The organism is Gilliamella sp. ESL0443 (genome assembly GCF_019469165.1).
In the GTDB taxonomy this organism is placed as follows: domain Bacteria; phylum Pseudomonadota; class Gammaproteobacteria; order Enterobacterales; family Orbaceae; genus Gilliamella; species Gilliamella apicola_E.
Genome location: NZ_CP048263.1, coordinates 2323056 through 2338971 on the forward strand (window position 1 = coordinate 2323056; position 15916 = coordinate 2338971).

Annotated in this window: 12 protein-coding genes; 7 read left to right on the forward strand and 5 right to left on the reverse strand. The window is 37.9% G+C overall.

Translation table 11 applies throughout. The annotated features are described in order from the left end of the window. Window positions 1-217 precede the first annotated feature (217 nt). From GYM76_RS10640 to GYM76_RS10655, 4 genes are all read left to right on the forward strand, one after another. Window positions 218-1201 (forward strand): sulfate ABC transporter substrate-binding protein, encoded by a 984-nt coding sequence (locus GYM76_RS10640; protein WP_255561418.1) that lies wholly within the window; start codon window positions 218-220, stop codon window positions 1199-1201. A gap of 80 nt (window positions 1202-1281) precedes the next feature. Beyond that, window positions 1282-2100 (forward strand): sulfate ABC transporter permease subunit CysT, encoded by an 819-nt coding sequence (gene cysT, locus GYM76_RS10645; RefSeq protein ID WP_370632644.1) that lies wholly within the window; start codon window positions 1282-1284, stop codon window positions 2098-2100. Between the two features lie 9 nt (window positions 2101-2109). Further along, entirely contained in the window at window positions 2110-2958 is an 849-nt protein-coding gene (cysW, locus tag GYM76_RS10650) for a sulfate ABC transporter permease subunit CysW (RefSeq protein ID WP_220225441.1), read from the forward strand. Between the two features lie 9 nt (window positions 2959-2967). Further along, window positions 2968-4047 carry a sulfate/molybdate ABC transporter ATP-binding protein gene (locus tag GYM76_RS10655; protein WP_220225442.1) on the forward strand — a complete coding sequence of 360 codons (1080 nt, stop codon included), beginning with the start codon at window positions 2968-2970 and terminating at the stop codon, window positions 4045-4047. 19 nt (window positions 4048-4066) lie between these two features. Here GYM76_RS10655 and GYM76_RS10660 read toward each other — a convergent pair whose 3' ends face one another. From GYM76_RS10660 to sat, 5 genes are all read right to left on the reverse strand, one after another. After that, window positions 4067-5020 (reverse strand): LysR substrate-binding domain-containing protein, encoded by a 954-nt coding sequence (locus GYM76_RS10660; RefSeq protein ID WP_065733648.1) that lies wholly within the window; start codon window positions 5018-5020, stop codon window positions 4067-4069. A gap of 352 nt (window positions 5021-5372) precedes the next feature. After that, window positions 5373-7133, reverse strand: a complete 1761-nt coding sequence (gene cysI / locus GYM76_RS10665; RefSeq protein ID WP_220218385.1) for an assimilatory sulfite reductase (NADPH) hemoprotein subunit — start codon at window positions 7131-7133, stop codon at window positions 5373-5375. Window positions 7134-7180: 47 nt separating this feature from the next. Beyond that, the gene (locus GYM76_RS10670) at window positions 7181-8968 is read right to left on the reverse strand and encodes an assimilatory sulfite reductase (NADPH) flavoprotein subunit (protein ID WP_220225443.1); all 1788 of its coding nucleotides are present in this window, start codon (window positions 8966-8968) and stop codon (window positions 7181-7183) included. Window positions 8969-9107: 139 nt separating this feature from the next. Beyond that, entirely contained in the window at window positions 9108-9743 is a 636-nt protein-coding gene (locus GYM76_RS10675; protein ID WP_065562758.1) for a phosphoadenosine phosphosulfate reductase family protein, read from the reverse strand. 45 nt (window positions 9744-9788) lie between these two features. Further along, window positions 9789-10949, reverse strand: coding sequence for a sulfate adenylyltransferase (sat, locus tag GYM76_RS10680; protein ID WP_220225444.1), 1161 nt, complete (start codon window positions 10947-10949; stop codon window positions 9789-9791). A 340-nt stretch (window positions 10950-11289) separates the two neighbouring features. On the opposite strand from sat, the gene GYM76_RS10685 reads away from it, so the two are divergent. The 3 genes from GYM76_RS10685 to ggt all read left to right on the forward strand — a co-directional run bounded on the left by GYM76_RS10685 (window position 11290) and on the right by ggt (window position 15311). Further along, window positions 11290-12567 carry an MFS transporter gene (locus GYM76_RS10685; RefSeq protein ID WP_220225445.1) on the forward strand — a complete coding sequence of 426 codons (1278 nt, stop codon included), beginning with the start codon at window positions 11290-11292 and terminating at the stop codon, window positions 12565-12567. A 12-nt stretch (window positions 12568-12579) separates the two neighbouring features. Further along, a complete protein-coding gene (pdxY, locus tag GYM76_RS10690; protein WP_220225446.1) occupies window positions 12580-13446 on the forward strand; it encodes a pyridoxal kinase PdxY in 867 nt (288 codons plus the stop codon). Between the two features lie 125 nt (window positions 13447-13571). Beyond that, complete coding sequence (gene ggt, locus GYM76_RS10695) at window positions 13572-15311, forward strand: gamma-glutamyltransferase (protein WP_255561353.1); 1740 nt, start codon at window positions 13572-13574, stop codon at window positions 15309-15311. The last annotated feature ends 605 nt before the right edge of the window (window positions 15312-15916 follow it).

Consider the following 15916-nt stretch of genomic DNA (forward strand, 5'->3'; position numbering starts at 1 on the left):
AATTCATGATTTGAGTGCTAATGCTATAAAAATCTACCCCAACACCTATATATCTATTTTTGTTATAACTAAATGCAAAATAATCGTTTTCGCATCTCACCATAATTTGGTCTAATTATTTCATATTTTTATCATTACTAATCCAATACATTAGTAGCGTAGCGTGAGGTGTCGAGTGAAAAATTTACCTTTTTTTCAAAAATTATATAGGCATGGGATCAGCTTAATCTTATTGGCAATTTGCACTTTTATGCATCAAGCGCAAGCAATTGAATTACTCAATGTTTCTTATGATCCCACGCGAGAGCTTTATAAAGCATATAATCAGGCTTTTATCGAGCATTGGCAGCAGCAAACCGGTGAACGGTTGACGATAAATAATTCGCATGGTGGGTCTGGTAAACAGGCACGTTCAGTCATTGATGGTTTGCAGGCCGATGTGGTTACGCTTGCTTTAGCGAGTGATATTGATGCGTTAAACCGTTATCAAACTAACATATCACCTGATTGGCAAGCTAGGTTGCCAAATAATAGTGCGCCTTACCATTCAACTATTGTCTTTTTAGTGCGTAAAGGTAATCCAAAACAGATTTATGATTGGGGTGATCTCATAAAAGATGATGTTGAGGTAATAACACCCAATCCCAAAACCTCGGGTGGGGCTCGTTGGAATTTTTTGGCGGCTTGGGCTTATGCTAAAAGTACCTATGGTAACGATGAACAAGCTCAAGATTTTGTCACCAAATTATATCAACATGTTCCGGTTTTAGACACTGGTGCCAGAGGCGCAACCATTAGCTTTGTACAGCGAGGCTTAGGTGATGTTTTAATTTCTTGGGAAAATGAGGCTTATTTGGCGTTAAGAGAGCAAGGTGGCGATCAATTAGAAATTATTATGCCCTCATTATCCATTTTAGCTGAGCCGACTGTGGCTTTAGTCGATAAAGTTGTTGATAGCAAAGGTACACGTAAGCAAGCGCAAGCTTATTTGGAATACTTATATAGCGATCCGGCACAACACATCATTGCCAAGCATTTTTACCGTCCTGTTAATCCTGATGTCCTTAAACAATATGCTGATCAGTTTCCTACTATTAAGTTAGTTACGGTTGATAACGATTTTGGTGGATGGCAAACAGTGCAAAAAAAATTTTTTAGTGATGGGGCCATCTTTGATGCAATTTATGCTGAGATAAACTAATTACTACTTATTCTGGCGATGTTATGTGTGTGCTCACTTAGCTTTGCGGTATAAAGGTGAATGTTATGAAAGTTGCAAGCATTAAACAACAACGGATCATCCCAGGTTTTAACTTAACGTTAGGTTATACTTTAACCTTTCTTAGTTTGATTGTGCTTATTCCGTTATTAGGTTTGTTTCTTTATTCAACAAAGCTGTCTTTTGAGGAGTGGCATCGGTTATTAGTCAGCAAACAGTTTTTATTGGCATTAACTCTTTCATTAAGTACGGCATTTATCAGCGCCGGTTTAAACAGCTTTATTGGTTTATTATTGGCTTGGGTACTGGTGCGTTATCGATTTCCAGGACGTAAGATAATGGATATCTGTATTGATATCCCGTTTGCTTTACCAACAGCCGTTGCTGGCATTGCGTTAACCGCAATTTATGCCAAAAATGGGCCAATTGGGCAATGGTTCAGTTTTAAAATTGCTTATACCCCCATTGGCATTACCTTAGCGCTGTTATTTGTTACATTGCCTTTTGTTGTGCGCACTTTACAACCGGTTATGGCTGATTTACCACGTGAACAAGAAGAAGCGGCGAGTTTACTTGGTGCATCGCCTAGGCAAATTTTTATGCATATTATTTTACCTGCCATTTTACCTGCTTGGCTAACGGGGTTTACCCTCGCTTTTGCTCGTGCTATTGGCGAATATGGTTCAGTGGTCTTTATTGCCGGTAATATTCCATTTAAGACCGAAATATTACCGTTATTAATTGTCTCAAAACTTGACCAATATGCTTATGATGCCGCTGCCGCGATTGGCGTAACGATGTTACTGATTGCTTTTGTATTGTTATTAATTATGAACAGTTTACAGCGAAAACTTAACCGTAAGATTAATAAAAACCATTAATATAAGATTATGCCGATATTACAATCAATAACAGAAAAAAAGAGAGTAACCCGTTTACAGCTATTGCTAATCTTATTGGCGGTAATACTGTTTTTCGGACTTTTGTTGTTGCCGCTAGTTGTGGTGCTTGCGCAAGGGCTAGCTAATGGTGTAAATGCATTTTGGCAAGTGATTATTGAGCCAGATACCTTATCCGCTTTTAAATTAACACTGATTGCCGTTGGTGTAGCGGTACCATTAAATGTGATATTTGGTGTATGTGCAGCTTGGGTCATAACTAAATATCAGTTCAAAGGCAAACAAATATTAGTCACATTAATTGATTTACCGTTCTCGATTTCCCCCATTGTTGCAGGTTTAATCTATGTATTGCTATTTGGCGCACAAAGTGCGTTGTATCCGTTTTTGCAGGCGTGGAATATTCAAATTGTCTATGCGATTCCAGGAATTATCTTAGCAACGATTTTTGTATCCGTTCCTTTTGTGGCAAGAGAACTCATTCCGATAATGGCATTACAAGGCATTCATGAAGAAGAGGCCGCCAGCGTCCTTGGTGCAAATGGCTGGCAAATTTTTTTCCACATTACTTTACCCAATATTAAATGGGCCTTAATGCATGGTGTTGTTCTTTGCACCGCTCGCTCACTCGGTGAATTTGGCGCGGTATCGGTTGTTTCTGGGCATATTCGTGGTTACACCAATACCTTACCGCTTCATGTTGAGATTTTATACAATGAATACAATATTGTTGCCGCATTTAGTGTCGCTATTTTGCTATTAATGATGTCGCTTGCGTTACTCTTGATTCGTCAATGGATTGAAAGGCGCTTAGCCAATGAATGTCATTACGGGAACTAAGAGGTAGATATGAGTATTACACTACACAATATCAATAAAAGTTTTGAACACGTTAATGTCTTAGAAAATATCAATTTCAGCATAAAACAAGGTGAATTAGTTGCACTATTAGGCCCATCTGGTTGTGGAAAAACAACTTTACTGCGCATTATAGCGGGTTTAGAAACAGCCAGTTCAGGGCAAATCTATTTTGCTGATAGGGAAGTAACTAAGCTGAGCGCCAAGCAACGAGATATTGGTTTTGTCTTTCAAAATTATGCGTTATTTCGGCATATGAATGTAGCTGAAAATGTGGCATTTGGACTAAAAATGAAACCAAGATCTGTACGATTAAATAAAACAGCAATTGATGAACGCGTTAATCAATTACTCGAATTAGTGCAACTTGACCATTTTGCCAAACGTTATCCAGACCAACTGTCGGGTGGTCAGCGTCAGCGAGTTGCGTTAGCGCGTGCGTTGGCTTCGAAACCTAATGTGTTGTTGCTTGATGAACCATTTAGTGCTTTAGATGCTAAAGTCCGTAAAGATTTAAGGCGTTGGTTGCGTGATTTTCATCATGAACTCAATGTTACCAGCATCTTTGTTACCCATGATCAAGAAGAAGCACTGGAAGTTGCTGATAGAATAATTTTAATGAATCAAGGTCACATAGAGCAAATAGGTACCCCTGCCGAAGTCTATAAGCAACCAAAAACCGCCTTTGTTGCGCATTTTCTAGGGGATGTTAACCTTTTATATGGTTATATTGAAAATAATACATTAATCATTGGTGATTTTCACAAAGATATGAAGGAACAAGGTACCTGGCCTGATCAGTCTGCTATCGCTTATGTTCGACCTCACGAAATCAGTATTGCTAAAATTGCCCGAAAAAATGATATCCAAGGAGAAGTTGTACGTATACATACTGCTGGTCCAACCGTCTTTCTGGAAATTGCTGTAGCCGGACAACCAAAGCATATTGATGTATCTATTAGCTATCGACAATATGAACAACAGCAAGTTGAAATTGGTGATACTGTCTACTGGCAACCTGCACTCGTTAATATTTTTATGCAAGATGAACTATTAGAGTTTATGATTTAAGGAGAATGATTCCTATAAATTAAATCTGATAATCAAGTATTTTGGAATGAGTTTGCTCAATTAATGCATGACTTTTGATATCTTCCAGTGACAACTCTTGATTGCATAATTGAATAAAGCGCCAAATATAATTACGTTGTAATTTATGTCGTTTTAATCCTAGCCATGTAACATGTGATTCAAACAGATGTTTCGCATCCAATTCAACTAAATTGATATCATGATCAGGGTTATACATTTTATTACCTAAAATACCAATCCCTAAACCTAACTCAACATAAGTTTTAATAACATCAGGCTCCTGAACATTGAGCGAGATATTGGGTGTCAATCCAATAGCCGAAAAGGCTTTATCAATACTTTTACGAGGAAATATTCCTTGACGATAAGTGATGATAGGTAATGTTTGTAACATATCTAACGTCACTTTATCGACTTTAGTCAAAGGATGATCTTTAGGAGTAACTATAGAGTAATGCCAACGATAAAAAGGGTAAATAGCAAGTGAATTGTTATCTACTCTTTCATTATCAATACCAATATCCGCTTCGCCAGAAAGAAGCTGAGAGATAATTTCACTAGATGATCCCTGATTGATAATGATATGAACTTTAGGAAAAAGCATTCTAAAAGATTTTATAATATTTGGGAGAATATAACGGGCCTGAGAGTGGGTGGTCGCTATCACTAATGAACCTTCATCAGTATTAGAAAAAATGGTTGATAACCGCTTAATATTATTAATTTCATTTAAAATTCGCTCGGCAATAACCACCAATTCTAAACCGGGTTCAGTCATATTAATCAGCCGTTTACCTTGACGAATAAAAAGATCAATATTCAGCTCTTCTTCTAGCTCTTTGATATGTCGGCTTACACCAGACTGAGATGTGTATAAAGAATTTGCGACTTCGGTTAAATTATAATTACAACGCGCAGCTTCGTGAATAATCCTTAATTGTTGTATATTCATGACGATCTTCCTAGTAAAAATTACTTTATTCCCGTTATATAGTTGTATTATTTATGTGTAAGTTGCTGTATATAATTAATAACTAAAAAGTGAATTATTTAAAAAATTTCAGACCGCCAGCAAACATAAGCAATATGATGAAACTGGTTATAAGCATTTTGTCTAATTTATAAATTATGCTTATTCGTAATTTTATTAGTAAAATTATGTACTTTGATAAGTAATTTCAGTATAAAAGAACGTATAAAAAAGACAAATATGATAAAGTAATAACCATATGAATTATGGCTATATATGCCTACAGTCAATAAACATAGTTTAAAATTATCAATCAACAACTTTTATACTTATCTCAATTCGCCTCTTGATAAAAATCGATCGCTGAATTGAGTACCGGTTTCACAATCTCATGACGAATAACAAAATCACCAAATCCTTCTTCTTTATTGCGATGAATGGACCATGCGGCAATAAGTGGTTCGAGTGCTAATAAAATCTCCTCTACATTCACGTTTTCTTTATATAAGCGAGGAATTCGCGTGCCTTCTCGATTACCGCCAAGATATAAATTGTAGCGACCAGGTGCTTTACCCACCATGCCCACTTCCGCCAACATGGCTCTGGCGCAACCGTTAGGACAACCGGTTACACGCAAAATAATATAATCATCGGATAAGTGATGCTGAGTTAACATCTGTTCTATTTTAGTTACAAACGTCGGTAAAAACCGTTCTGCTTCAGCCATAGCTAGTGGGCAAGTTGGGAAAGACACACAGGCCATGGAATATTTACGTTGTAATGTGACAGTATCGTCAAGCAAACCATATTGACGTGCAATTTGTTCAATGGCTGCTTTTTGTTCCTCTGGCACGTTAGCTATAATTAAGTTTTGATTGGCGGTTATACGCAGATCACCTTGATGAATTTTGGCAATTTCTGCAACGCCGGTTTTTAATGGTTTATTGGGATAATCAAGTAACCGACCATTTTCAATAAATAGCGTTAAATGCCAGTTATCATCAATACCTTTATACCAACCAAATTGATCACCTCGTCGACTAAAGTTATAAGGTTTACTACTTAGAAATTTACTTCCGGCACGTAGTTCAACCTCTTTTTTGAAGTTTTCCACGCCAACACGTTCAAGCGTATATTTAGTTTTGGCATTTTTTCGATTATTGCGGTTACCCCAATCACGTTGAGTGGTCACAACGGCCTCAGCAAAAGTCAGTACTTTTTCGACAGGAATAAAACCAAAATCATCGGCTTTGCGTGGGTAAGTTGTTTTATCACCATGCGTCATTGCCAAACCACCACCAACTAATACATTAAAACCAATTAGTTCGCCTTTTTCTGCTATTGCCACAAAGCTAAGATCATTAGCATGAACATCCACATCATTAATCGGGGGGATGACAACGGCAGTTTTAAATTTACGCGGTAAATAAGTCGAACTTAAAATTGGCTCACTATCGGGTGTAGAAAGCTTTTCACCATCCAGCCATATTTCAACGTAAGCACGGGTTTTCGGTAAAAGATGTTCTGAGATTTTGCTTGCCCAATGATAAGCTTGTTGATGAACTTTTGATTCCACAGGATTTGAAGTACATAAAACGTTACGATTCACATCACCGGCAGTGGCGATCGAATCTAGCCCTATCTTATGCAACAGCTGATGAGCAGACTTAAGGCTGCGTTTAAACAGTCCGTGAAATTGGAAAGTTTGTCGAGTCGTGAGTCGAATACTGCCATATTTTGTTGCTTCAGTAGCAAATTTATCGATAGTCAGCCACTGTTTCGGGGTGATGATACCACCAGGCAGGCGGCAACGTAACATCATGGAGATCAGTGGCTCGAGTTTTTGTTCTGTGCGTTCTTTACGAATATCGCGATCATCTTGCTGATACATGCCATGTAAGCGAATTAGCTGAGAATTATCGCTGTTAAAGCCACCCGTTAAACCGTTATTAAGATCATCAACGATAGTGCCTCGTAAATAATTACTTTCTCGCTTAAATCGTTCAGAATCCGATAAAGGCAGATCAGAGACATCATTTTGTGGCGGTGTTAAATTGACTGTTTGAGTCAGGGTAACTGTTTTAGATTTGCTCATATTACATCACTCGATAAATTAATATTAGTTGTTGTATCTGTTTATCATTAGTAAACATCTCGTTGATAGCGCTTTTGACTTCTTAATTCATCCAAATAACTGATAGCTTGTTCTTGACGATATTGTGCTTGAGTCATCAAAATTTGTTGAAGCGCTAAATCAACCGCTTTTGCCATACGTTTAGCATCCCCACAAACATAGATAAAGGCACCTTCTTGTAGCCATTGCCAAATATCACTGGCTTGAGCAATTAATTTATCTTGTACATAGATTTTCTCAGCTTGATCTCGTGACCAAGCAAGATCGATGCGAGTTAACAGACCTTCTTTAACATAGCTCTGCCATTCCACTTGATAGAGAAAATCGGATATAAAATGTGGATTGCCAAAGAATAACCAATTCTTACCGGTAGCACCTTGACTCGCACGCTGTTGTAAGAACGCCCGAAAGGGGGCAATGCCCGTACCGGCAGCAATCATAATGATTGGTGCATGAGTATCATCAGGTAATCGAAAATTATCATTATGCTCAATAAAAATTTTGACTTGATCTTGATCAGCAATTTGATTTGCTAAGAATCCAGATGCGCCGCCCATACGGATCTTATCGTCGACCTGATAACGTACTACATTTACGGTAAGATGAACTTCTGAGCCAACTTCATCTTGCGCAGAAGCAATGGAATAGAAACGCGGAGTAAGAGGCCGAAGCAATCCAACGAAGACCTGTGCCGCTATCTTGCCGCGATAGCGGTTAAGCATATCAACCAGTGGTAATGTTTGACTCATTTCCAATAAGGCTTCTCGATCGCCAATTAAGGTAAGAAGTTCGGGATGTTGAACGGCTTGAGCGTATTTTTCAATAATGATCGGCGTATTTTGAGTCAATTCAACATATTCAGTCAGAACCGTTTTTAAAGCGATCTGTTGTCCATGATGTTCAACTGGCATTTCACCTGCAAGCTGGGTGATACTTAGTAACTCCTCCACAAGTTCATTACTATTTTGATACCAAACACCTACCGCATCACCAGGCTGATAATGAAGATCCGAATCGGACAGGTCAAGCTCAATATGACGAATATCACGATCTGAATCGCGTGAGGTGATTTTTTGATTAACGTTAACTGCGGCAATAAATGGATTATCGCGGTGATAAAGGCTACTGTTAACGGCTATACTGGTTGAATTTTCTGTTGGCGATTGTGTGTTTGATAGTTGTAATTGACTAAGTTTATCAATCACTGCCTGTCGCCAAGAGGTACTTATGGTTTGAAAATCTGTATCAGCATCTACACGTACTAGCAGGCGCTGAGCATCTAATTCAGCGAATCGTTGATCAAAGTCTTTAGCGGCTTGACAAAATTTTGGATAAGAAGCGTCACCTAAGCCAAAAACCGCAAACTGTAAATGAGTTAATTTAGGCGCTTTAGCGGCAAACAGATATTTATAGAGTGACAACGCCTCTTCCGGTGGCTCGCCCTCACCTTGGGTTGAGGTCACCAATATTAAAATCTCTTCCTGACTGAGTTTTTTAGCTTTATATTCTCCTGCCGGCAGATGAGTCACCGCAATACCCAAACGTTCAATATCCTGACTTAACTCGTTAGCTACTCGGCGGGCATTACCGGTTTGTGATGCCGATATGATTGTGACTTTTTGCTCCGCTTGAGTCATATTGGAGGGGGGAGTGGTACTCGGTAAAACTTGTTCGACGGAACTTTTTTCCGCCCGTCCCCATAAATAACCCGATAACCAAGCTAGCTGCTTATCGTTGTAATTTTCAATAATTTTTTTTAATTCATCACAATTAAAAGGAAATTGTTGTGTACTCATACGATGACCTTATCTGATAGCGTTTAGCTATCGTTAAATTGCTATTGGCTCGTAACCTTAACGTGCTATGGTAAATCCAACCAACTTAGATTCACTTACCTTTTGCCAGTAAAGTCTAATGTTGTTTATTTATAAAAAATCAAAAAGTTATTTTATGTAAACCGCACTCTCTACCTTGTGGTCCTTTAGTTGGATCGACGTAGTCCATTTCGTTAGGTAAATTATGTTTTTCGATATAATTCTGCATATCTTGACTCGTCCAATCGAGTATTGGGGCGATCTTAAATAAATTGTCCCCTGCTTTTGTTACAATATTGAGTTCTTGCCTTAGCGCAGATTGTTCACGGCGTAGTGCAGTAAACCACAATGTGGGTTTAAGCGTAGACAAAGCACGGTTAAACGGTTCAATTTTAACAATTTGTGTAAACTCGGTATGTTCCGGCGTATCAAGTTCAGGTAGCCCGCCATATCGCACATTTAAATAAGCAGTCGTCCTTTGTGGGACAAAAATATGCAGATTAAGATTAAGTTGCTTAGTAATTTCATTGGCTACGCGATAAGTTGCATTGGTGGCATAGCCGTTATCAACCCAAACAACCTTAATATTCGGATCGATTTGGGTAACAAGGTGCAAAAGTACTGCCTCATAAGGGCCAAAATGGGTACTGATAATACTTTTAACGGGAATATCTTGTTGTTTTTTCAGTGCCCATTCAATAATGGTTAACGGTGACTGATTTTGCAATTTTTGGTTAACTTTAGTTAAATCTAGCATGGCTTTTCCCTTTATTGATTTATGGATGATTAACTATTTAGCTGATTACTTATCAACCCATTGATATAACTCAGCAACGACTTCTGGCCGACTAAATGTTTCTGGTATTGGTTCTTTGGCTTGTAAACGCCGTCTGACCTCCGTGCCAGAAATAAGAACGCGATCAGCACTATCGTGTGGACAGGTTTTCGTTGATGCCATACCGTCACATTTGTGGCAATAAAATGTCCAGTCAATCTTAATTGGCTTAATGAGTAAATCGTTGTCTTGCAAATGGCTAAAGATCTCTTGCGCAGCAAACGGTGAGTAAAAATCCCTAACCCCAGCATGATCGCGGCCGACGATAAGATGACTACAACCATAATTTTGTCTAAAAAGAGCATGTAGTAACGCCTCTTTCGGCCCAGCATAGCGCATATCTAAAGGGTAACCGGAATGAATAACGGAATCTGGCACAAAGTAATTATGAATTAAACTATTAATTGCTTTAAGACGAATGTTGACCGGTACATCGCCGGGTTTTAAGTTACCAAATAATGAATGGATAAGCACACCATCAAAAAGTTCTAACACGGTTTTAACTAAATATTCGTGTGAACGATGCATTGGATTACGAGTTTGAAAGGCCGCTATTTTTTTCCAACCTAATTGATTAAAGCGTTCCCGTGTCTGTTGTGGCGTTAAAGCATATTGACCAAACTGTGCTTTAAAGCCATTATCGTGCAAAACTCGGACTTTACCACCTAAATTAACCGGTGGTTGAGCCATCAGCATTGCAACACCAGGATGACTTGGATCTGTCGTTGTAAACACCTGATTAGCTTCATATTGTTTATCTGGGCGATAAATACTATCCACATTCAAAATACCGATTATCTGCCCATCTGATGTTTTTAAAGCGATTTCATCACCTAATTTTAGGGTTTCAGCTTGAGCATCGGTCACCGATACAGTTATGGGAATTGGCCAAAAAACCCCGTTCGCTAAATGCATATTATCGCAAACGCTACGCCAGTCCTCTTCTCGCATAAAGCCATACAGAGGTGTAAAACCCCCGATGCCTAACATGACTAAATCTCCAGTTTCACGACTGGATAAGGTAATTGCTGGTAAATTTTTTGCATATTGTTGCAGGGCTAGCCGTTCATCGTCATTAACCTGTAAAGGTTGTAAACTGTCACTAGCATGAGGCGCGATCAATCCCATAATGATTCCTTACCTATATTTTTATTAAATCTAATTAAAAGCGATTATCGATAAATAAGGAAATATCAATTTTATATACCATTATGCGATTTGTGCATATTCAAATTTGATGGAAGATGTTATTACTACAATAAGATAAAAGTTATCGGAAGCCCAAAGCTAAAGTGTTATAATTAATTCGCATACATCAAGTTGAACGTATTTAGTAAAATAGAAATATTATTAAATTTCTATATATAATTTTTAATCTCTTTTCAGATAACGAATTGTGATGTTGATAGCTTTGTGCTAGTTTTATTATTCATTATTGGTCATACATTCCTCTACCCAAGGTTTACTTATGTCAAATTCATCTGCAAAAAAAGTGGCTTTTGCTGCTTTTATTGGTACTACTATTGAATGGTATGATTTTTATATCTATGCGTTAGCATCGGTATTGATTTTTGGTCAGCTATTTTTTCCGTCTGATAACGAGTTTGTACAAATTTTAGGGGCATTTGCTACCTTTGCAGTAGGTTTTTTATCCCGTCCTTTAGGTGCTATGTTATTTGGGCATATTGGTGACCGTTTAGGGCGTAAAAAATCACTTATTATCACTTTGCTTTTAATGGGGACGGCGACCACTTTTGTTGGGTTATTACCGTCTTATCAACAAGCAGGTATTTTGGCACCAACGTTATTGGTTGCGTTGCGAATATTACAAGGTGTCGCTGTTGGTGGTGAGTGGGGTGGTGCCGTGTTGATGACAAATGAACATGCGCCGAAAGGATTGAAAAATTTCTTTTCATCCTTTGCTCAGTGGGGAAGCCCTGCCGGCAATATTTTAGCATTACTGGTTTTTTCTTATATTATTCGTTTACCTGTTAATGAACTGATTGATAGTGGTTATTGGCGTATTCCTTTTTTAGCCAGTGCTATTTTGTTAATTATTGGCATTATTGCTAGAGTGACGTTAACCGAATCGCCGGTTTTTGTTGAAGCATCTAAAAAACAAGCAGACTTAAAGCAAGAGTCAGCACCGATTATTGAAGTATTTAAAAAAGCATTGCCATTATTAATATTAGCGATTGGTGCTAATGTGCTGTCATTTAGCGGTATCTTTTCCAATACCTTAATGATTGGTTATACTACTTTGGTACTTGGTGTCGAAAAATCAGTGATAGTTGATGCACTGTTTTGGATCGCTATTGTCCATTTTGTTGCTCAACCGTTTATCTCTTATTGGTCAGAAAAATTCTCGGCAACACGCTTTTTGATTTGTACATCAATGTTGGCAATGGCATCGGTATTCTTGTTATTCCCGATTATAAATTCAGGCACAAAAACCAGTTTTATTATTGGGATTTCGCTAAATGTGATTTGTTACAGCGGCTTTTATGGTGTGATAGCTGGGTATTTGAGCCGTATTTTCCCTGCCAGAATGCGCTATACTGGGTTATCAATGAGTTATCAAGGATGTGCGGCTATTTTTGGTAGCTTAATTCCAATGATAGGTGGTTATGTTATTTATACCTTCAAAAGTTTTTGGTTACCCTTAGCCTTGTTTTATTGCGGTTTAGCACTGATATCCATTATCTGCATCTACTTGTTAAGCAAATATCGTTATTATGATGAATAATAAGGTCAATATATGAAAACCGTTTTATCAATTCAGTCCAATGTTGTTTATGGTTATGCCGGTAATAAAGTGGCGACGCTAGCGATGCAATTACAAGGTGTCGAAGTGATGCCAATACACACCGTTCAGTTATCGAGTAATACGGTTTATCCACATTATGACGGCATTGTGCTGGGCGCTCAGCAAATCACTCGAATCGTCAATAGTTTAGAAAAAATTGGCGTATTGTCATCTATTGACGCCATTATTTCGGGCTATATTGGACTTGCCGAACAAGGTGAAGAGATCCTTGAGGCCGTAAAAAAGATAAAATTTTATAATCATAATGCGATTTATGTTTGCGATCCGGTTATGGGGGGCGACATCAATAAAGGCAGTTCCTTGCCACAAAATATTATTGATTTCTTCACTAAGCAAGCAATCAAATATGCTGACTATATCACGCCAAATTTATTGGAGTTACAGATATTATCGAATCTGGAAATCAAAACGTTTAACGATGTGCTTAACGCGATAAAAACACTGCAAAATAAGCCGATTCAAGCCATATTGGTTAAAAATCTGCTGCATGCCGGTAAAACGACTGAATTATTTGAAATGATTTTAGCCACACCATCACAAAGCTATCATCTGGCTCGACCATTATATGATTTTCCACACCGTCCATTAGGCGTGGGCGATTTAATTTGTAGTCTGTTTACTGCGCATTTAGTCAATGGACAATCCCAATTAACCGCCTTTGAACTGGCCGCCAATGCCGCCAATCACGTGCTCGATATCACCAAACAACAAAATGCTCGAGAGCTGGCGATTATTGATGCTCAACAATGGATTAAACAGCCGTATTTGCAGTATCGCGGAACACCGCTTGCATTATAAGGCAATTCAGATCGGTATTATCGTTTGGTCATAATCATTTTAGCTGCAAAATTTAAATAGTTTATTCTTGGCATAGAAAATGCATTCCTCAAAATGTTACAGTTAACAATTGAGGAACTTCTAAAATGAGGAAAAGATACCCAATATTAATAAGTTTATTGCTTATTAGTCATTTATCTGGCGCTGCTGATATACCGCTATCCAATACAGGGAAGTACTGTGATACCCCTTCGCGTTGTCTTAACCCGATAACGACCAATGTCATGGTGACGTCCCCCAATTATTTAGCGACTCAAGCTGGAATTGATATATTACGTAAAGGAGGCAATGCGGTTGATGCAGCGATTGCCGTAGCCTCAACGCTTGCTGTAGTTTATCCTCAAATGAATACCATAGGTGGCGATAACTTTTGGTTAATCTACAACGCTAAAACCAAAGAACTAAAAGGGCTAAATGCCAGCGGTCGTTCTGGTAGTTTGGCCACGATAGACTATTATAAAAATCAAGGTTTCCATAAAATTCCGTCGCGAGGTTATCTGGCAGCCAATACCGTTCCAGGGGTGGTTTCCGGTTGGGATGAAGCGTACCAATATGCCTCTAAAAATATGAATAATGCACTACCATGGCACACGCTATTTGCATCAGCAATTGATTATGCCGAAAATGGATTTTCGGTTTCACCTAGCCTAAATTATTGGTCTACGGTTAATATTGATCCAAAAGACAAAGAGTTTCGGGAGTTACAGCGTTTTTCGGAGTTTAAAAAAGTATTCTTAAAAAACAATGGACAAGCTTACCAAATTGGCGAAATTCTTAAACAACCCGATTTAGCTAACACATTAAAAATTATTGCAAATAAAGGCGCTAAGGAATTTTATCAGGGTGATATTGCTAAAAATATTGTCAACGATCTGCAAAGCCATGGTGGTGTATTGACTTTAGATGATTTTGCTAAGCATCGTGCTACATGGGTAGCCCCGATCCATGTTAATTATCGACAATATACTGCCTATAATCTACCACCCAATACACAAGGTATGGCATCGTTAGAGATTCTAAATATACTCAATAATTTTGATATAAAATCTTTGGGGGAAGGCAGTGCGGATTATTACCATTTAATAATTGAAGCAACAAAACAAGCATTTGCTGATCGAGATAAATACCTTACTGATCCCGATTTTAATCAGATTCCGCTTGATCTCTTATTATCTACCCAACATGGTCAGCAACAAGCAAAACAGATTGATATGCAAAAGGCTCGTGTAGAAATAAAGCCATTAGATCCTAAAGGTGATACCGTTTGGTTTGGTGTTGTTGATGCAGAAGGAAATGCGGTATCTATTATTCAAAGTATTTATCATGATTTTGGTTCTGGCATTGTTGCTAAAGATACAGGAATTTTATTGCAAAATCGTGGTAGTTTTTTCTCGTTAGATCCTAACCATATTAATCGTTTAGAGCCAAATAAACGCACCTTTCATACGTTAAATCCAGCCATGCTTTTAAAAGATAATAAACCTTATCTGGTTTATGGCACCATGGGCGGAGAAGGACAACCACAAACGCAAGCGGCAATTGTGACACGAATTGTTGATTTTGGCATGACACCTCAAGATGCCATTAATGCACCAAGATGGTTACATGGCCGCACATGGGGTGCATCATCCAATAATCTTAAAGTGGAGGGACGCATACCTAACGATGTGATTCATTCCCTCAAATTACGTGGACATGATGTGCAAATTGTTGATGATTACACCGATACCATGGGGCATGCCGGTGCCATTCTTATCGATGCAAATCATCATCTACTAATGGGCGCAACCGACCCGAGAGGGGATGGTTTAGTGGCTGGGTATTGATAATGTTTGAGGTAATTTTGTTTTAGGCATTTTACTACCATCTTTAGTTTGGCTTTTACTTCAAAACAATAAAAGTACTGTGCTTAATTGGGTAATTTGGCTGTGTTTAATTGCCGGCGCTGCTTTTTTAATTATATTAAGATTTAAAGTATTTACCGAAATCAAAAAATCACCGCAATGATTCGCTGCAACTGTAATCACATTTATCGAGATTAATTGATGAATGTGATTCAACTTTCTCTGACTATTATCACGAGAACGAATACTAAGTTTTGGCAATATCATATTTATTCAGCATATTTATATGTTGATGTTGATCAACTACACGATCACTTAAATATTTAGTCAACAATATTTCGCATAAGATGATAGATTTTCATTTAACTCCAATGCCACCTAAAAAATTTATTAAATATAAACAATTAATTATAGTTAATTGTCTTTGTCGTACTTATCTAAATATTCAAAATATTAAATGTTCTTCCTAATTTTCTAATAGGCTGTTTTATGAAAGTTTTTATATAAAAGATAAGTTATTAAGTGCTAGGTTAACTGCTGGGTATCGGTTTGCAACAAGCGGTCTAATCGATATTGATTAGATATTC